The sequence below is a fragment of the Pseudomonas sp. TH41 genome, from assembly GCF_016650695.1.
In the GTDB taxonomy this organism is placed as follows: domain Bacteria; phylum Pseudomonadota; class Gammaproteobacteria; order Pseudomonadales; family Pseudomonadaceae; genus Aquipseudomonas.
Map to the genome: position 1 here is coordinate 342,920 of NZ_JAEKFH010000007.1, position 18,963 is coordinate 361,882.

At 59.0% G+C, this 18,963-nt stretch carries 15 protein-coding genes and 1 pseudogene; 8 read left to right on the forward strand and 8 right to left on the reverse strand.

Annotated elements, in window-relative coordinates; all coding sequences use genetic code 11:
• Positions 1–38 precede the first annotated feature (38 nt).
• From JFU37_RS28520 to JFU37_RS28545, 6 genes are all read left to right on the forward strand, one after another.
• Positions 39–1,397 (forward strand): imelysin family protein, encoded by a 1,359-nt coding sequence (locus JFU37_RS28520; RefSeq protein ID WP_201120468.1) that lies wholly within the window; start codon positions 39–41, stop codon positions 1,395–1,397.
• Between the two features lie 274 nt (positions 1,398–1,671).
• Positions 1,672–3,099, forward strand: coding sequence for a di-heme oxidoreductase family protein (locus JFU37_RS28525; protein WP_201120469.1), 1,428 nt, complete (start codon positions 1,672–1,674; stop codon positions 3,097–3,099).
• 25 nt (positions 3,100–3,124) lie between these two features.
• A complete protein-coding gene (locus tag JFU37_RS28530; RefSeq protein WP_201120470.1) occupies positions 3,125–4,189 on the forward strand; it encodes an imelysin family protein in 1,065 nt (354 codons plus the stop codon).
• A gap of 14 nt (positions 4,190–4,203) precedes the next feature.
• Positions 4,204–5,301: a DUF1513 domain-containing protein gene (locus tag JFU37_RS28535; RefSeq protein WP_201120471.1), complete on the forward strand. Its 1,098-nt coding sequence runs from the start codon at positions 4,204–4,206 to the stop codon at positions 5,299–5,301.
• Between the two features lie 282 nt (positions 5,302–5,583).
• Positions 5,584–6,732 (forward strand): efflux RND transporter periplasmic adaptor subunit, encoded by a 1,149-nt coding sequence (locus JFU37_RS28540; protein ID WP_201120472.1) that lies wholly within the window; start codon positions 5,584–5,586, stop codon positions 6,730–6,732.
• A gap of 13 nt (positions 6,733–6,745) precedes the next feature.
• Positions 6,746–9,772, forward strand: coding sequence for a multidrug efflux RND transporter permease subunit (locus tag JFU37_RS28545; protein WP_201120473.1), 3,027 nt, complete (start codon positions 6,746–6,748; stop codon positions 9,770–9,772).
• Between the two features lie 142 nt (positions 9,773–9,914).
• On the opposite strand, the gene JFU37_RS28550 is transcribed toward JFU37_RS28545, so the two are convergent.
• The 5 genes and pseudogenes from JFU37_RS28550 to colR form a co-directional block, all read right to left on the reverse strand.
• Entirely contained in the window at positions 9,915–10,142 is a 228-nt protein-coding gene (locus tag JFU37_RS28550) for a hypothetical protein (protein ID WP_201120474.1), read from the reverse strand.
• 2 nt (positions 10,143–10,144) lie between these two features.
• A pseudogene (locus tag JFU37_RS28555) lies at positions 10,145–10,276 on the reverse strand (lipopolysaccharide kinase InaA family protein); the annotation flags it as partial.
• 37 nt (positions 10,277–10,313) lie between these two features.
• A complete protein-coding gene (locus tag JFU37_RS28560; RefSeq protein ID WP_201120500.1) occupies positions 10,314–10,982 on the reverse strand; it encodes a class I SAM-dependent methyltransferase in 669 nt (222 codons plus the stop codon).
• Between the two features lie 161 nt (positions 10,983–11,143).
• Entirely contained in the window at positions 11,144–12,427 is a 1,284-nt protein-coding gene (locus JFU37_RS28565) for a sensor histidine kinase (RefSeq protein WP_201120475.1), read from the reverse strand.
• On the reverse strand, positions 12,417–13,100 hold the full coding sequence (gene colR, locus JFU37_RS28570; protein WP_201120476.1) for a two-component system response regulator ColR: 684 nt from the start codon (positions 13,098–13,100) through the stop codon (positions 12,417–12,419). The genes JFU37_RS28565 and colR overlap by 11 nt, the downstream gene beginning before the upstream one ends.
• Positions 13,101–13,303: 203 nt before the next feature.
• Between colR and JFU37_RS28575 the strand changes: the two genes are divergently transcribed.
• Both JFU37_RS28575 and JFU37_RS28580 read left to right on the forward strand, forming a co-directional pair.
• Positions 13,304–15,253, forward strand: a complete 1,950-nt coding sequence (locus JFU37_RS28575) for an LTA synthase family protein (RefSeq protein WP_201120477.1) — start codon at positions 13,304–13,306, stop codon at positions 15,251–15,253.
• Positions 15,254–15,307: 54 nt separating this feature from the next.
• Positions 15,308–16,051: a phosphatase PAP2 family protein gene (locus tag JFU37_RS28580; RefSeq protein WP_201120478.1), complete on the forward strand. Its 744-nt coding sequence runs from the start codon at positions 15,308–15,310 to the stop codon at positions 16,049–16,051.
• A 200-nt stretch (positions 16,052–16,251) separates the two neighbouring features.
• On the opposite strand, the gene groL is transcribed toward JFU37_RS28580, so the two are convergent.
• The 3 genes from groL to JFU37_RS28595 all read right to left on the reverse strand — a co-directional run bounded on the left by groL (position 16,252) and on the right by JFU37_RS28595 (position 18,961).
• The gene (groL, locus tag JFU37_RS28585) at positions 16,252–17,895 is read right to left on the reverse strand and encodes a chaperonin GroEL (protein WP_201120479.1); all 1,644 of its coding nucleotides are present in this window, start codon (positions 17,893–17,895) and stop codon (positions 16,252–16,254) included.
• Between the two features lie 49 nt (positions 17,896–17,944).
• Positions 17,945–18,238, reverse strand: coding sequence for a co-chaperone GroES (locus JFU37_RS28590; protein WP_019827816.1), 294 nt, complete (start codon positions 18,236–18,238; stop codon positions 17,945–17,947).
• A 246-nt stretch (positions 18,239–18,484) separates the two neighbouring features.
• Positions 18,485–18,961: an FxsA family protein gene (locus JFU37_RS28595; protein ID WP_201120480.1), complete on the reverse strand. Its 477-nt coding sequence runs from the start codon at positions 18,959–18,961 to the stop codon at positions 18,485–18,487.
• Between the last annotated feature and the right edge of the window lie 2 nt (positions 18,962–18,963).

Genomic DNA, 18,963 nt, shown 5'->3' on the forward strand with positions numbered 1-18,963 from the left:
CAGCGCCATTCCACCCCTCTCGAAGCAGGATGTTCGCCATGATTCGTATGCCTCTGGCTACCGCCAGTCTGTTGGCCATCGCTATTTCCCTCGCCGGTTGTGGCGAAGGCAAAGACAAGGCCGCCGCTGCGCAAGCGCCTACACCAGCCGCCGCCACGACCGCTCCAGCCAAGGCTCCAGCCAAGGCTCCCGCCGCTGCCAGCAAAGTCGATGAAGCCGCCGCCAAAGCCGTTGTTGCGCATTACGCCGACATGGTCTTCGCCGTTTACAGTGATGCCGAATCCACCGCAAAAACCCTGCAAACTGCCGTCGACGCCTTCCTTGCCAAGCCGAACGCCGACACCCTGAAAGCCGCCAGGGCTGCCTGGGTTGCTGCTCGCGTTCCTTACCTGCAGAGCGAAGTGTTCCGCTTCGGCAACACCATCATCGATGACTGGGAAGGTCAGGTTAACTCCTGGCCCCTGGATGAAGGCCTGATCGACTATGTCGACAAATCCTACGAACATGCACTCGGTAACCCGGGCGCTACGGCCAACATCATCGCCAATACCGAAGTTCAGATCGGCGAAGACAAGGTCGATGTGAAAGACATCACCCCGGCAAAACTCGCCAGCCTGAACGAGCTGGGCGGTTCCGAAGCCAACGTCGCTACGGGCTACCACGCCATCGAATTCCTGCTCTGGGGCCAGGACCTGAACGGCACCGGCCCTGGCGCCGGTAACCGTCCGGCTTCCGACTACCTGGAAGGCGCCGGCGCTACTGGCGGTCACAACGATCGCCGCCGCGCTTACCTCAAGTCCGTGACCCAACTGCTGGTCAGCGACCTGGAAGAAATGGTCGGTAACTGGAAGCCGAACGTGGCCGACAACTACCGCGCCACGCTGGAAGCGGAACCGGCTGAAAGCGGCCTGCGCAAAATGTTGTTCGGCATGGGCAGTCTGTCCCTGGGCGAACTGGCAGGCGAGCGCATGAAGGTTTCCCTGGAAGCCAACTCCCCTGAAGACGAACAGGATTGCTTCAGCGACAACACCCACAACTCACACTTCTACGATGCCAAAGGCGTTCGTAACGTGTATTTGGGCGAATACACTCGCGTCGACGGCACCAAAATGACTGGCGCCAGCCTGTCGTCCCTGGTGGCCGCCGTTGATCCGGCTACCGACACCGCGCTGAAGGCTGATCTGGCCACTACCGAAGCCAAGATCCAGGTCATGGTTGATCACGCCAACAAGGGTGAGCACTACGACCAGCTGATTGCTGCCGGCAACACCGCTGGCAATCAGATCGTCCGCGACGCGATTGCTTCCCTGGTCAAGCAGACCGCTTCGATCGAAGCGGCCGCTGGCAAACTGGGCATCAGCGACCTGAACCCGGACAACGCTGATCACGAGTTTTGATCAACGCTGGCTGAATAGAGAGGCGACCTTCGGGTCGCCTTTTTCATGCCCACGAACACAGATCCCTTGTAGGAGCGAGCTTGCTCGCGAAGGTGTGTCAGCTACAACGATGTCGACTGGCACACCATCGCGAGCAAGCTCGCTCCTACAAAGGGATCGTGGTTTTGCCGTTAGTCCCCTGCCCCACATCAACCAAACGATAATTCCTCTTATTCAAACTCCCCTGCCCTGTTAGACTTTGCGCCCTTGTTTTGCTCGTCTTGCAGGATGTCTGATGCCCCCGCTGCTGCTTCGCTTGTCCGCACTGTTGCTGGCCCTGGGCCTGAGTGCCTGCGATGACGCCCCACGCTTTACCAAAGCCGAACCCGGTGAAGCCCGGTCCGGTGGCAGCGCCACCGTGCGCAAGACCGATCACAACTCATTTTCCCTGCCTTCCGCTAACCTGCCGCCGTCACGACGTGTGGACTTCAGCGTCGGCAACAGTTTCTTCCGCAGCCCTTGGGTGATCGCGCCGTCGACCACCACCGCCCGGGACGGCCTCGGCCCGTTGTTCAACACCAACGCCTGTCAGGGCTGCCACATCAAGGACGGCCGTGGCCATCCGCCAACGCCGAATTCGCCGAATGCCGTGTCCATGCTGGTGCGCCTGTCGATTCCCGACGCGCCGGCCTATGCCAAAGTGATCGAACAGCTCGGTGTCGTTCCGGAGCCGGTCTACGGCGGGCAATTCCAGGACATGGCCGTGCCTGGTGTCGTCCCGGAAGGCAAGGTGCGCGTCGATTACACGCCGGTTGCGGTGCATTTCAAGGACGGCACCGAAGTCGAGTTGCGCAAGCCGAGCCTGAACATCACCCAGCTCGGCTATGGCCCGATGCACCCCGACACCCGTTTCTCGGCCAGGGTTGCGCCGCCGATGATTGGCCTGGGCTTGCTCGAAGCGATTCCCGAGGAAGCGATCCTGGCCAATGCCGCCGCACAAGCCGCCGACAAACACGGCATCGCCGGACGCCCGAACCGGGTCTGGGATGACGCGCAGCAAAAAACCGTTCTCGGCCGTTTTGGCTGGAAAGCCGGGCAACCCAACCTCAATCAACAAAATGCGCATGCGTTTTCCGGCGACATGGGGCTCACGACCAGCCTGAAAACCGTGGATGACTGCACCGACGCGCAAACGGCCTGCAAACAGGCACCGAATGGCACCGGCCCCGATGGCAAGCCAGAAGTCAGCGACAACATCCTGCGTCTGGTGCTGTTTTACAGCCGTAACCTCGCCGTTCCCGCCCGTCGCCATGTCAGCGCGCCCGACGTGCTGGCCGGCAAAACGTTGTTTTTCCAGGCGGGTTGCCAGTCCTGTCACACCCCCAAATACACCACCGCCGCCAACGCCGCCGAACCTGAACTGGCCAATCAAGTGATTCGCCCGTACAGCGATCTGCTGCTGCATGACATGGGCGACGGCCTGGCCGACAACCGCAGTGAATTCCAGGCCCGTGGCCGCGACTGGCGCACCCCGCCATTGTGGGGCATTGGCCTGACGCAAGCGGTCAGTGGCCACACCCAGTTTTTGCATGACGGCCGCGCCCGCAATCTGCTCGAAGCCGTGCTCTGGCACGGCGGCGAAGCCAAAGGAGCGCAGCAACAAGTGTTGTCTTTCAATGCCGAACAGCGCGCAGCGTTGCTGGCGTTTTTGAATTCCCTTTAATACGTATCCATAGCGGGAGCCCGACATGTTCCGTCCCAAATTGTTGTTCACCAGCCTTGCAGCACTGGCCCTGGGCGCCTGTTCGCCACAGGACCCGCAAGCCGTCACGTCGGCGGCAATCGCCAAATCAGTGATCCTGCCGACCTACACCCGTTGGGTTGAAGCCGATCGCCAATTGGCTGTCAGCGCGCTGGCCTACTGCGAAGGCAAGGAAAATCTCGACACCGCCCGCGCCGATTTCCTGCACGCGCAAAAAGCCTGGGCCGAATTGCAACCGCTGCTGATCGGGCCACTGGCCGAGGGCAATCGCGCCTGGCAGGTGCAATTCTGGCCGGACAAGAAAAACCTCGTCGGTCGTCAGGTCGAGCAACTGGTCACCGCACAGCCGCAAATCGATGCCGCCGCCCTGGCCAAGTCCAGCGTCGTGGTGCAAGGCCTCTCGGCTTACGAATACATTTTGTTCGACAGCAAACCAGACGTGGCCAACGACGCGCAAAAGGCCAAGTATTGCCCACTGCTGAAGGCGATTGGCGAACGTCAGAAACTGCTGGCGGAAGAGATTCTGAAAAGCTGGAACAGCACTGACGGCATGCTCGCGCAGATGAGCAAATTCCCGAACCAGCGTTACGCCGATTCCCACGAAGCCATTGCTGACCTGCTGCGCGTACAAGTCACCGCACTCGACACCTTGAAGAAAAAACTCGGCACGCCGATGGGCCGCCAGAGCAAAGGTGTGCCGCAACCGTTCCAGGCCGATGCCTGGCGTAGCCAGTCGTCCCTGGCTGGCATGGAAGCCAGTCTCGCGGCCGCCAAAACGGTGTGGGAAGGTGTCGACAACAAAGGCCTGCGCGGTCTGCTGCCGAGCGAGCAGAAACCACTGGCCGACAAGATCGGCGCCGCCTACGCCGCGTCCCTGAAACTGTTCGCCAGCAACCAGCGCTCGCTGACCGAAATGCTCACCGACGACGCGGGTCGCCAGCAACTCAACGACCTCTACGACAGCCTCAACGTCGTCCATCGCCTGCACGAAGGCGAATTGGCCAAGGCGCTGGGCATTCAACTGGGCTTCAATGCCAACGACGGTGACTGATGAGGGTGAGTGCCATGCTGCGACGCCAGGCTCTGACGTTAGGTAGTTTGCTGCTGGGAGCAGTGACGCTGGGCGGCTGGACGCTGTTCAAGCAAAAGAACAAGAGCCCGCTGCTGCTCTCGGCGCGGGACGATAACGACGGCAAGCATTATGCCGTCGGCTATCGGCTGGACGGCACCCGGGTGTTTGCGACCCAGGTCGGCCAGCGTTGCCATGACATCATCAACCACCCGACGCTGCCGATGGCGCTGTTCGTCGCCCGCAGGCCGGGCACCGAGAGTTACCTGATCGACCTGCGCGACGGCACGCTGCTGCAAACCGTGGTCTCGCAACCGAACCGGCACTTCTACGGTCATGCGGTGATTCACAAGAGCGGCGACTGGCTGTACGCCACCGAGAACGACACCTCCGATCCGGGTCGCGGCTTGCTGGGTGTGTATAAGTTTGAAGCCGGGCGACTTATCCACAGCGGCGAGATCCCGACCCACGGCGTCGGCCCGCATCAGGTGTCGTGGATGCCGGACGGCGAAACCCTGGTGGTGGCCAACGGCGGGATTCGCACCGAGGCCGAAAGCCGGGTCGAGATGAACCTCAATGCCATGGAACCGAGCCTGGTACTGATGCAACGCGACGGCACCCTGTTGAGCAAGGAAACCCTCGCCCAGCAGATGAACAGCGTGCGGCATTTAGGCATTGCCGACGACGGCACCATCGTCGCCGGACAACAGTTTATGGGCGACGCTCATGAGCCGTCGGAGTTGTTGGCCATCAAGCGTCCCGGCCAACCGTTCGTGGCCTTCCCGGTACCCGAGCATCAACTGCAAGCCATGGGGCATTACACCGCCAGCGTCGCGGTGCACAGCGAACTTCGTCTGGTCGCATTGACCGCGCCACGGGGCAACCGCTTTTTCATCTGGGACCTGGACAGCGGTGAAGTGCGCCTGGACGCGCCGCTTCCCGATTGCGCCGGGGTCGGGGCAGTGGCCGATGGTTTTGTCGTGACCTCGGGTCAAGGACGCTGCCGGTACTACGATTGCCGCCAGACAAATCTTGTTGCAAAACCGCTTGAGCTCCCTGCCGGCCTTTGGGACAACCATCTTCACCTCATCTGAACACAGCCCTTTGTAGCAGCTGGCGCAGCCTGCGTTCGGCTGCCTGTAGGAGCGAGCTTGCTCCGGGCGGCGTTCCGACGAAAGACCTGAGAGCGCACGTTTTTCCAACATGAACGCGTTATCGTTAACGTCTTTCGCGAGCAAGCTCGCTCCTACAGCCGAACGCAGGCTGCGCCAGCTGCTGCAGGGATCGTCCTGTGAAATGTGTCAGTTGGAATCACCCGCGCACTCGGAGTAATGTTCCCGACAGTCTCACCTGATTTTCTCCAAGGAAATGGAACTATGCTGCGTCGCCGCATGCTGATCATGTTGGGTGTTGTTCTGTTGATCGTGCTGGTTCTGGCCGGTTACAAAGCCTTCTCCATCTACACCATGGTTCAAGGCTTCTCCGTGCCGAAACCGCCGATAAGTGTCGCCGTGGCCACGGCCACCGAGCGCCCGTGGCAAGTTCGTTTGCCCACCGTCGGTACGCTGAAGGCGCTGCAAGGGGTAGACCTTAGCCTGGAGACCGACGGCACCGTCACGGATGTGCAGTTCCAGTCAGGTCAGATGGTCAAGGCCGGCCAGCCTATCGTCAAGCTCGACAGCGCCGTAGAAAGCGCCTTGCTGGAAACCGCGCTTGCCGACCTCGGGCTGGCGCAGCTGGATTACAACCGAGGCAGTCAACTGGTCGGAAGCCAGGCCATCTCCAAAGGCGAGTTCGACCGACTTTCGGCGGTACTGAAAAAGAGCAAGGCCACGGTCAATCAGCTCAAGGCTGCGCTCGGTAAAAAAAGCATCCTGGCGCCGTTCAGCGGCACCATCGGCATTCGTCAGGTCGACGTCGGCGACTATGTGGCCACCGGCACCATGATCGCCACCCTGCAAGACCTCAGCAGTCTCTACGTCGACTTTTTCATCCCCGAGCAATCGGTGCCGAAGATCGCCATTGGCCAGCCGGTAGAAATCATTGTCGCGGCCTATCCGTCCCAGACCTTTCCCGGCACCATCAGTGCAATCAACCCGAAACTCGAGAACAGCACGCGTAACGTTCAGGTCCGCGCCACCCTGGCCAACCCGGACGGCAAACTGCTGCCGGGCATGTTTGCCAGCCTGCAAGTCCTGTTGCCAGACCCGCTGCCGCGCATTGTGGTGCCGGAAAGCGCGATCACCTACACGCTGTACGGCAACTCACTCTATGTTGTCGCGCAGAAAAAGGCCGAAGACGGCACCGTTGAAAAGGACGACAAGGGCCAGCCGATCCTGATCGCCGAACGTCGTTTCATCGAAACAGGCGAGCGCCGTGAGGGTCTGGTGATGATTACCAAGGGCGTGCAGAACGGCGAAAAGGTGGTCACGGCCGGCCAGATCAAACTGGACAACGGCGCACACATTGCCATCAGCGACGACAAGACCCTAGCCGAAAAGAGCAGTCAGCCGCGCGCTGACTGATCAAGGAATCCCCATGGCTTTTACCGACCCGTTCATCCGCCGCCCGGTGCTCGCCACCGTGATCAGCCTGCTGATTGTGCTGCTGGGCTTCCAGGCCTGGAGCAAGTTGCCGCTGCGCCAATACCCGCAAATGGAAAACGCCCTGATCACGGTGACCACCGCCTACCCCGGGGCCAACGCCGAAACCATCCAGGGTTACATCACCCAGCCGATGCAGCAGAGCCTGGCCAGCGCCGAGGGTATCGATTACATGACCTCGGTCAGTCGCCAGAACTTCTCGGTGATCTCGATCTACGCGCGCATCGGTTCCAACAGTGATCGCTTGTTTACCGAGCTCCTGGCCAAGGCCAACGAGGTGAAAAACCAGCTGCCACAGGACGCCGAAGACCCCGTACTGAGCAAGGAAGCCGCCGATGCCTCGGCGCTGATGTACATCAGTTTCTTCAGCAAGGAACTGAGCAACCCGCAGATTACCGACTACCTGTCCCGGGTCATCCAGCCAAAACTCGCGACCCTGCCGGGCATGGCCGAAGCCGAGATTCTCGGCAATCAGGTCTTCGCCATGCGCCTGTGGCTGGACCCGGTAAAACTGGCCGGCTTCGGTTTGAGCGCCAGCGACGTGACCAATGCGGTGCGCCAGTACAACTTCCTCTCGGCTGCCGGCGAAGTGAAAGGCGAGTACGTGGTCACCAGTATCAACGCCAACACCGAGCTCAAATCCGCCGAAGCCTTTGCCGCGATTCCGCTCAAGGTCGAAGGCGACAGTCGCGTGCTCCTTAGCGATGTGGCGCGGGTTGAAATGGGCGCGGAAAACTACGACACCATCAGTTCCTTCGGTGGCACTCCCTCGGTGTACATCGGCATCAAGGCCACGCCCGGCGCCAACCCGCTGGACGTGATCAGGGAAGTGCGCAAAATCATGCCGGACCTGGAAGCCCAGCTGCCGCCGAACCTCAAAGGTGAAATCGCCTACGACGCCACGCTGTTCATCCAGGCCTCGATCAACGAGGTGATCAAAACCCTGTTCGAAGCGGTGCTGATCGTCATCGTCGTGGTGTTCCTGTTCCTCGGGGCGCTGCGCTCGGTGGTGATCCCGGTCGTCACCATCCCGCTGTCGATGATCGGCGTGATGTTCTTCATGCAGATGATGGGTTACTCGATCAACCTGCTGACCTTGCTGGCAATGGTCTTGGCCATCGGGCTGGTGGTCGACGACGCCATTGTGGTGGTGGAAAACATCCACCGGCATATCGAAGGCGGCAAGACGCCGTTGGACGCAGCCATCGAGGGTGCCCGGGAAATCGCCATGCCGGTGATCTCGATGACCATCACACTGGCGGCGGTCTATGCCCCGATCGGTTTCCTGACGGGGCTGACCGGAGCGCTGTTCAAGGAATTCGCCCTGACCTTGGCCGGGGCCGTGGTGATCTCCGGCATCGTCGCACTGACCCTGTCGCCGATGATGTGCGCCCTGCTCCTGCGTCACGATGAAAACCCCAGTGGCCTGGCCCATCGCCTCGACCTGATTTTCGAAGGCCTCAAGCGCCGTTACCGAAGCATGCTCCATGGCACGCTCAACACCCGGCCGGTGGTGCTGGTGTTCGCGGTGATTGTCCTGTGCCTGATTCCGGTGCTGCTCAAGTTCACCAAATCGGAACTGGCACCGGACGAGGATCAAGGCGTCATTTTCATGCTGGCCAACGCCCCGCAACCCACCAACCTGGACTATCTGAGCACCTACACCGACGAGTTCATCACGATCTTCAAGGAATTTCCCGAGTACTACTCTTCGTTCCAGATCAATGGATTCAACGGCGTGCAATCGGGGATCGGTGGTTTCCTGCTCAAACCGTGGAACGAGCGCCACCGCACCCAGATGCAGATCCTTCCGCAGGTCCAGGGCAAGCTGGCAAGCATCACCGGGTTGCAGATTTTCGGCTTCAACCTGCCTTCCCTGCCGGGCACTGGCGAGGGCTTGCCCTTTCAGTTCGTCATCAACTCCGCCAACGATTACGCGTCGCTGCTGCAGGTGTCTGACCGGGTGAAAAAGCGGGCACTGGAATCGGGCAAGTTTGCCTTCGTCGACGTCGACCTGGCCTTCGACAAGCCGGAAGTGGTGGTGGACATTGATCGAGTCAAGGCGGCTCAGATGGGCGTATCGATGCAGGAGCTAGGTGGAACACTGGCGACGTTGCTGGGTGAGGCGGAGATCAACCGTTTCACCATCGAAGGCCGCAGCTACAAAGTCATTGCTCAGGTTGAACGGACCTTTCGCGAGACCCCGGACTGGCTGAACAACTATTACGTCAAGAACACCCAGGGCGAAATGCTGGCCCTGTCGACCCTGATTACCGTGAGCGACCGGGCGCGTCCACGGCAGTTGAACCAGTTCCAGCAGCTCAACTCGGCCATCCTTTCCGGCGTCCCGCTGGTGAGCATCGGTGAAGCCATCGACACCGTGCGCCAGATCGCCCGCGAAGAGGCCCCGGCGGGTTATGCCTTCGACTATGCCGGCGCATCGCGGCAATACGTCCAGGAAGGCAGCGCCCTGTGGGTCACCTTTGGCCTGGCACTGGCGATTATTTTCCTGGTACTGGCCGCCCAGTTCGAAAGCTTCCGCGATCCGCTGGTGATTCTGGTGACGGTGCCACTGTCTATTTGCGGCGCCTTGATCCCGCTGTTCCTGGGCTGGTCGAGCATGAACATCTACACCCAGGTGGGATTGGTGACGTTGATCGGGCTGATCAGCAAGCACGGGATCCTGATCGTCGAGTTCGCCAATCAGCTGCGCAAAGACAAGGGTCTGACACCCCGCGAGGCGGTGGAGGAAGCGGCGGCGATACGTCTGCGTCCGGTATTGATGACGACCGCCGCGATGGTGTTTGGCATGGTGCCATTGATCATCGCCACAGGCGCGGGCGCCGTCAGCCGATTCGACATCGGCACGGTGATCGCTACGGGGATGTCCATCGGGACGTTGTTTACCTTGTTTGTGTTGCCGTGCGTGTACACGGTATTGGCAAAACCCGAGAAACCCTAAGATCAAAAGATCGCAGCCTTCGGCAGCTCCTACAGAGGAATGCGATCAATGCAGGAGCTGCCGAAGGCTGCGATCTTTTGATCCTGCCGTTAAAAAAAAAGGCCTCGCATTGGCGAGGCCTTTTATTTTGGCTTCAATCTGTTCAACTTTGCGGCCTCAATCCTTGAGAAAGTCCGAACATGAACAGCAACAAATCATGATCGGGGCGGGTTGCCACGGAGGCCTTGGCAACGCGTGGCATCGAACATTGAGCGTCAGCGCTCACGGAACTGAGGACTTGCGTGCGGGGCTGCTCCCAAGCCGCCACCGCCAGTGAAGCAACTGCCAAGGCTCCCATTAAAAATACACCTCGTGCAATTTCGAGTTTCATTGCTATAAACCCTTGATAGCGCTGCCAAACGCCGTCCTATAAAAGTAGTCGAGTTTTCCCCGGTCCGTCGCCCTGAACGACGAGTGGCGACGCAGTTTCTGCATGTCATGGGCAGCGGCACGACGGGCGGTCAAGCCGGCACTTCTTGAGATTGATCAGGGCACCATCCGGTTACCTTTTGCGCAATACGTAAACTCGCCACATCGCATAAAGCGGTAAAAAGTCCAGTCGTTCCTGGATATGAAAACCCGCCTGTTCGAATTCCTTTTCTACCGTAGCAGCCGGTAACACAAACCGGTTTTGGGAACCTTCCTGCCCACGGCTCTTCTCTGCACGTTTGCGTTTCCACGCTTTGAAATTGCCATCCACCCACAGCGAAAGGACCACACTGTCGCGGGTGACGCGCTCGAACTCACGTAAAATCGCCAGCCGATGCTCGGCTTCACCGATATGATGGAACAAGCTCATGCAGAAAATGCTGTCGACAGCGTTATCGGGCAACGCGATGTCGAATGCAGAGGTATGCATGGGTTGTACCCGCTTTACCACATGGGCGGGTTGCGCCTGCATTGCGATCCTTACCATTGACTCGGAGCTGTCGGCGCCGATGATTGCGCGATTGCTTTTTTCCGCGAGCAATGGCCAGAAACGCCCTGCACCGCACGGAAGATCAAGGACCAGCCCCGGCTCATCGACCAATGCCAGCGCCTTACGGGCCAATTGTTGGTCACGCCAGTGAGACAGGCGACGACCTAACCCTTCCTTATGCGTACGCGGGTAGCGTTGAGCGTGTTGCCCGTCGCATTTTTCGGAAAAATCAAGTTTGATCGGGCCGTCCATCATCAAGGTCTCCTAACGACTGATGGCCACTAACTTAATGACATGGGTGTCAGTGTCAGGTTACACACCGGTGAAAATTTCGTGATGCGAAACCCCAAGCTATTTCAGCGTTTTACAGGGTGGCAGCGCTGGCTTGGGGCCATCCGCCTTGAATAAATCGATCAGGTCACCTTCGAGGGATGCAACTCCACGTGAAAGCGGCAGCCATTGGGCTCCATGTTCGTCAGGCTGACGCTCCACCCCTGGTTTTCGCAAATTCGTTGCACCAGCGAGAGCCCCAACCCAAGGCCTTCACCGCGTTTTTCAGAGCCACGAACGAAAGGCTCGAACATCGCCTCGCGCTTTTCCTCGGGAATGCCCACCCCACTGTCCTCGACCAGGAAACCCGTGGCCGTCAAGGTCAGACGGATGAACCCATGCTCGGTGTAATGCAGTGCGTTACGCAGCAGGTTGCCCATGACGGCGTGCAGGAGGGTTGCGTTGTAACAGGTACTTTGCGGCTCGCCCGGTTCAAAGATCAGCTTCAATCCTTTTGTCTCGATCGGCTCGCGCCATAGCGTGAGCAAACCATTGGCTATCTGGCTCACAGACTGCTGGGGTGACATGCTGGCGTCTTCACGTTGCGCGCGGGCCAACATCAGGAAGGTTTGCACCAGCTCACGCATCTCCTCACAGGCACGGGCGATTCGCTCGACCTGGGCACGGCCGCGTTGATCAATGCCGGGGTTTTCCAGCAGCAGCTCACAGGAGCTGGCCAGCACCATCAATGGCGTGCGCAGTTCGTGGCTGACATCACTGGTGAACAGTCGCTCCCGGGTCAACGCCTGGCGCAAGCGCCCGAGTGTGGCGTCGAAAGCCACGGCCAGTTCGCCCACTTCATCGGCCGCGTAATCCGGTGCCAGTGGCGGCGCCAGCCCCAACAATTGATCACGGTGGCGAACCTGACGGGCCAGCCGCACCACGGGCGCCATCACCTTGCGCGCCAGTACCCAGCCGAGAGACACGGCCAACGCCAGGCTCAGTACAAAGCCCACCAGTACCACGGCAAACAGCACTCGCTCACGCTCTTCGAAATCGCTTTGATCCTGCAACAGCACGTAACGCCGACCGTCGACGACTTCGACCATGGCGTGGTACGACAGGTTTTCACGAAACACTTCGTGAAAACCTGGCTCAAGGTGGCGCAAATCCTTAGGCAGCTTGAAGTCACCCGGCCCGCCGCTGAAATAGAACAGCTGGTCCGGCTCGGGGCGGTGGCTCCAGTCCGTGACACTGTCCATCAACAACAGTCGCTGAAGGTCACCGCCCAGACCTGCCGATATCAGTTTTTCTTCCACCAGGTGTACAGTCGCTACAATGCCCATGGCGAAGGCACCCGCCACCAGGGCACTCATGAGCGCAAAGGCGATGATGATCCGTTGAGCGAGGCTCTGCTTAAACTCCATCACGGCCCTCGGCCAAGCGATAACCCACGCCGTGCACCGTTTGCAGCAACGGCTTGGCGAACGGTTTGTCGATCACTTGGCGCAATTGGTGGACGTGACTGCGCAAGCTGTCGCTGTCCGGGCAATCGTCACCCCACAGCGCCTCTTCGAGAATTTCACGACGCAGGACATGAGGGCTTTTCTGCATCAACACGGCCAGTAACTTCAAGCCGACCGGGTTGAGTTTCAGCAGGCGACCTTCGCGGGTCACTTCAAGAGTATCGAGGTCGTAGTTCAGATCGGCGACCTGCAACGTGCGGCGACCTCCTCCCTGGGTACGGCGCATGACGGCTTCGATGCGTGCGGCCAGTTCGGATAAGGCAAAGGGTTTGATAAGGTAGTCGTCGGCGCCGGACTTGAAGCCTTGAAGGCGGTCGTCCAGTTGATCGCGAGCGGTGAGCATGATCACCGGCGTGTCGCGTCGGGCGTCTTCACGCAGGCGCTTGCACAGGGTGTAGCCGTCGATGCCAGGCAACATGATGTCGAGCACGATCAAGTCATAATGCTCGGTGGCCGCCAGGTGCAAGCCTGACAAACCGTCCTGCGCGCAATCCACGGTATAGCCTTTGAGCCCCAGGTAATCGGCCAGATTGGCCAGGATATCGCGGTTGTCTTCAACCAATAAAATTCGCATGGGTATCTCCTCCGTACACAGTAACGGCCGTCTTGGCCCGCGCAGCTTAAGGCCAACGGTGACTCAGAGCTAGGGTCGGGGATCGTGCCAATCAATTCACCCAACTAAATGAGGGACTAACAAGTTTTTTACTATCGATTCACAACCTGATTACAGTGCTTGCGTGAGACTATCGCGCGATTGATATAAGGAATGTAGACCCAATGGATTTTTTCAAGACCGCGCCCATGCGCTTTCTGCTGCTCGTGACCCGCGCCTGGCTGGTCATTTTCTTCCTGACCCGAACGGTTCTGCTGCTCACTCATCTGGATGAGGCCGGTAGCGGTTCACTGTCGGTTTTTGGTATTGGTCTGCTGTACGACCTGGGTTTCATTGCCTATGCAGCACTGCCCATGGGGCTTTACTTGCTGCTCTGCCCGCCGGCCTTGTGGCGCCGCCGTGGGCATCGCTGGTTTCTTCAGGGGCTGCTGACCGTCAGCCTGTTCGCCATGTTGTTCACCTCGGTGGCCGAGTGGTTGTTCTGGGACGAGTTCGGCGTGCGCTTCAATTTCATCGCCGTCGATTACCTGGTGTATTCCGACGAGGTGCTCAATAACCTGCTCGAGTCTTATCCGATCGGCACGCTGCTGAGCATCCTCGCGATGCTGTCTATAGCGTTGAGTTTTGCCTTGCGCAAACGCTTCAATGCCGCACTGAATGCACCGTTGCCCCCCCTGCGCGGGCGCCTGCTGAATGCGTTAGTGCTGTTGATCGCTGCGGGTCTGAGTCTGCAATTACTCAGCCAGGATGCACCTCGAGCACAAGGCGGCAACGCCTACCAGAACGAACTCGCGAGCAATGGCCCGTACCAGTTCTTCGCCGCTTTTCGCAATAACGAACTGGATTACCAACAGTTCTACAGCACGCTGCCGACTGCCGTTGTAGCGCAACAGATCCGGGCCGAGTTGAGTGAACCCAACGCACGCTTCATTGGTGAGGACCCGCTAGACATACGCCGGGAAATCAACAACCCGGGTGTCCTGCGAAAACCCAACATCGTATTGGTGACCATCGAAAGCTTCAGTGCCAAGTACATGGGCAGTAACGGCGACGGACGCAACCTGACACCGAATCTCGATGCACTGCGCAAGCAAAGCCTGTACTTCAATAACTTCTATGCCACCGGCACCCGTACCGACCGCGGCCTGGAAGCCATTACCCTGGCGATCCCACCAACACCGGGGCGTTCGATTGTTAAACGCGTAGGCCGTGAAAGCGGTTTTGCCAGCCTCGGCCAGCAACTCAGTGCCGTGGGTTACGACAGCGTATTCGTTTACGGTGGGCGCGGTTACTTCGACAATATGAACGCGTTCTTCAGTGGCAACGGTTATCGCATCGTCGACCAGAGCAGCGTGGACGAATCGGAGATTCACTTCAAAAATGCCTGGGGCATGGCCGACGAAGACATTTATACCCAGACGCTGAAACTGGCCGACGCCGACTATGCGAAGCAACAGCCATTTCTGCTGCAGCTGATGACCACGTCCAACCATCGTCCTTATACGTATCCGGACAATCGGATTGACATCAAATCCGGCAATGGCCGCGACGGTGCGGTGAAGTACACCGACTATGCCATTGGTCAGTTTCTCGATCAGGCACGTAAAAAACCGTGGTTCGATAATACAATCTTCGTCTTCGTCGCCGACCACACGGCTGGCAGCGCAGGTAAAGAAGACTTGCCGATCAACAACTATCAGATTCCGCTGTTCATTTATGCACCGAAACTGATTGAAGCTCGGGAAACTGCGCAGCTGGCCAGCCAGATCGACCTTGCACCCACGTTACTGGGCCTGCTGAACCTGGATTATCAGTCGACGTTCTTCGGGCGTAACCTGTTGCAGGACAACCCGTTGCCGCCACGCGTCGTGGTGGGCAATTATCAACATCTGGGGTTGTTTGACGGCAAGGATCTGGCGATTCTGAGTCCACGCCAGGGCTTGCGTCGCCACGATGACGCGCTGACTGACAGTCGTGAGTCACAGGCTACGGCCAGTGATCCGTTGATCACCCGCGCAATTACTTACTACCAAACGGCCAGTTATGGCTTCAAGCAACAACTGCTTGCCTGGAAGGCGCCCACGGAGGGCTCCGGCCAGGTCGGCGATCGTTAACCGAACAGCCCCGAGCTGATGCCTCGGGGCTTTTTCTATTGCTCAGGATCCATCATGTCATCAACTGCTGTCCGTCCCGCCTCTCGCCCTCTCAATTTCTGGGTGTGCCTGGGAGTTCCCGCCATTGCCGCGATCACTCTGATGTTGCTCGAACTGACGTCCTTGGACATGGACATTGCCAAGCTGTTCTATGACCCGGTTGCGGGTGATTTCATCGGGCGGCACAGTCACTTTCTGGAAGATGTCCTGCACGACCGGGCCAAACAAGTGGTCATCGCCTTTTCGGTGTTTGCGATCTTCGGTTTCATTGCCTCCTTTTTCGTGGACAAGCTCAAGCCGTTCAAACGGGAGTTGGGCTGTCTGGTGCTGTCGCTGGCGCTGTCGACATCCTTTGTCACTCCGATGAAAGCAGTGACGGCGGTGCAATGCCCCTGGAGCCTGGAGCAATTCGGCGGTCACGAAACCTACAGCGAACTGCTCAGCCCGCGCCCGCCTACCGACAAACCTGGCCGTTGCTGGCCTGGTGGTCATGCGGCCACCGGTTTCACGCTGTTTGCCCTGTTCTTTGTACTGCGTGATCGTCGCCCGCGCCTGGCCCGCAAGGCGTTTGTTTTCGCCTTCGCCCTGGGCACGGTGTTTTCCCTGGGCCGGATGATGCAGGGCGCGCACTTCTTCTCGCACAACGTGTGGACGGCGATTTTCTGCTGGCTGATTTGTTTTGGGGCGTATTACTACATTTTGTACCGCCCGGACTCAAAGGCTAAGCGAGTGTCTAAAGCGCAACCGGTAAACCTCTGAAACACCGATTTTAAATGTAGGAGCGAGCTTGCTCGCGAAGGACCTCAGAACGCACGGGGATGTCAGGCTAACAGCGTTATCGTTGACGACCATCGCGAGCAAGCTCGCTCCTACAATGATCCGGGACAATAAAAAACCCCGCCTGCTTATCGCAGGCGGGGCTTTTTTATAGGGGTAAGCTCGTACGGGGTAAGGCTGGCTTACATCATGCCGCCCATGCCGCCCATACCGCCCATGTCTGGCATGCCGCCGCCAGCTGGACCGTCTTCCTTGATCTCAGCGATCATGGCTTCGGTGGTGATCATCAGGCTGGCAATCGACGAAGCCGCTTGCAGAGCCGAACGAGTCACTTTAGCCGGGTCCAGGATACCCATTTCGATCATGTCGCCGTATTCGCCGGTAGCAGCGTTGTAACCGTAGTTACCCGAACCCTGCTTGACCTTGTCTACAACTACGCTTGGCTCGTCGCCGGAGTTGGCAACGATCTGGCGCAGTGGCGCTTCAACAGCGCGGCGCAGCAACTGGATGCCAACGTTCTGGTCATCGTTGTCGCCTTTCAGCTCGGAGATAGCCTGCAGCGCGCGAACCAGTGCCACGCCGCCGCCAGGTACCACGCCTTCTTCAACGGCTGCACGGGTGGCGTGCAGGGCGTCTTCAACGCGGGCTTTCTTCTCTTTCATTTCAACTTCGGAACCGGCGCCAACCTTGATCACTGCAACGCCGCCGGACAGTTTGGCCAGACGCTCTTGCAGTTTTTCACGGTCGTAGTCGGACGAAGTATCAGCCACTTGCTGACGGATCTGCAGAACGCGAGCCTGGATGTCAGCCTCAACGCCGGCACCGTCGATCACGGTGGTGTTTTCTTTGGACAGGATCACGCGCTTGGCATTACCCAGGTGTTCCAGGGTAGTGCTTTCCAGGCTCAGACCGATCTCTTCGGAGATAACGGTACCGCCAGTCAGAACAGCGATGTCCTGCAGCATGGCCTTGCGACGGTCGCCGAAGCCTGGAGCCTTGACGGCTGCGACTTTAACGATGCCACGCATGTTGTTCACAACCAGAGTCGCCAGGGCTTCGCCTTCAACGTCTTCGGCCACGATCAGCAGTGGACGGCCGGCTTTGGCAACGGCTTCCAGTACTGGCAGCATTTCGCGGATGTTCGAGATTTTTTTGTCGACCAGCAGGATCAGCGGACCGTCCAGCTCGGCAGTCATGGTCTCTGGCTTGTTGACGAAGTACGGGGACAGGTAGCCACGGTCGAACTGCATGCCTTCAACAACCGACAGTTCGTTTTCCAGGCCCGAGCCTTCTTCAACAGTGATCACGCCTTCTTTACCGACTTTTTCCATGGCTTCGGCAATGATGTCGCCGATGGAGCTGTCGGAGTTGGCCGAGATGGTGCCGACCTGAGCGATTGCGCGGGTGTCAGCGCAAGGCTTGGACAGGGCTTTCAGCTCTTTGACGATCGCGATGGTCGCTTTGTCGATACCGCGCTTCAGGTCCATCGGGTTCATGCCGGCAGCGACGGCTTTCAGGCCTTCGTTGACGATCGATTGAGCCAGAACGGTAGCGGTGGTGGTGCCGTCGCCTGCGTCATCGTTGGCACGGGAGGCAACGTCTTTGACCAGCTGCGCGCCCATGTTTTCGAAGCGATCTTTCAGCTCGATTTCTTTGGCTACGGAAACGCCGTCCTTGGTGATGGTCGGAGCGCCGAAGCTCTTCTCGATGATCACGTTACGGCCTTTAGGGCCCAGGGTCGCTTTTACTGCGTCAGCCAGGACGTTTACACCGGCGAGCATTTTCTTGCGGGCGGAGTCGCCGAATTTAACTTCTTTAGCAGCCATGATCGATATTCCTTAAATACTTTGTAGTAGCGGGAAAATGAGCGGGGAATCAGCCTTCGATAACAGCGAGAATCTCGTTCTCAGCCATTACCAGCAGGTCTTCGCCGTCGACTTTCACGGTGTTGCTGCCGGAGTACGGGCCGAACACAACCTTGTCACCCACTTTCACGGCCAGTGCACGCACTTCACCGTTGTCCAGCACGCGGCCGGTGCCGACAGCGAGGATTTCGCCGCTGTTGGCTTTTTCAGCAGCCGAACCTGGCAGGACGATACCGCCAGCGGTTTTCTTTTCTTCTTCGCTGCGACGGATGACGACGCGGTCATGCAGAGGACGAAGCTTCATTGTCGATCTCTCCTAATTGTGGTTTTCATCGGCCGGTGTATTCCCGGCGGGTTTAACAAATCCGGCGGCGCCGGTTGCGCCTCGACAAGCGAGACGCGGAAGTCTGCCTGGCATGATTGCCAGAAACCTTGCGGTGACCGTTACATAAGGGCGCATAAGCTTATTACAAGGGCGAGGATCGAAATTTTTTACGTTGATCGCCCGAAAACGAACACGGCACCGAAGGTGCCGTGCAGGTGAAACGATTTACTTGGAGTCGCGGTGTTCGAACTCGCCTTCGATCACATTCGGCTCCCGGCCCAGAGGCTCGCGTGGGGCAGGACCGCCACGTGGCTGCAGGTCGTCGGCGAATGCGCGCTGACGGATGGCTTGTTCCTCGGCACGCTGGCGCATTTTGTTGGCCAGCAGCCGACGAGAGATCGGCAGCAACATGATCAGACCCAGCACATCAGTGACGAAGCCCGGCAGGATCAACAAACCGCCGGCCAGGGCCAGCATCAGGCCTTCGAGCATGGTCTGGGCCGGCAGTTCACCGCGGTTCAGGCTTTCACGAGCACGCAGCGCAGTGGCCAGACCGGCGATACGCAGCACGAACACGCCTAGCATCGAGCCGAGAATGACCAGCAGCAGTGCCGGGAAAAACCCGATCGCCCCGCTGACTTTGACGAATACGAACAGCTCCAACACCGGAAACAGTACAAAGAGCAATAAAAAAGGGCGCATCA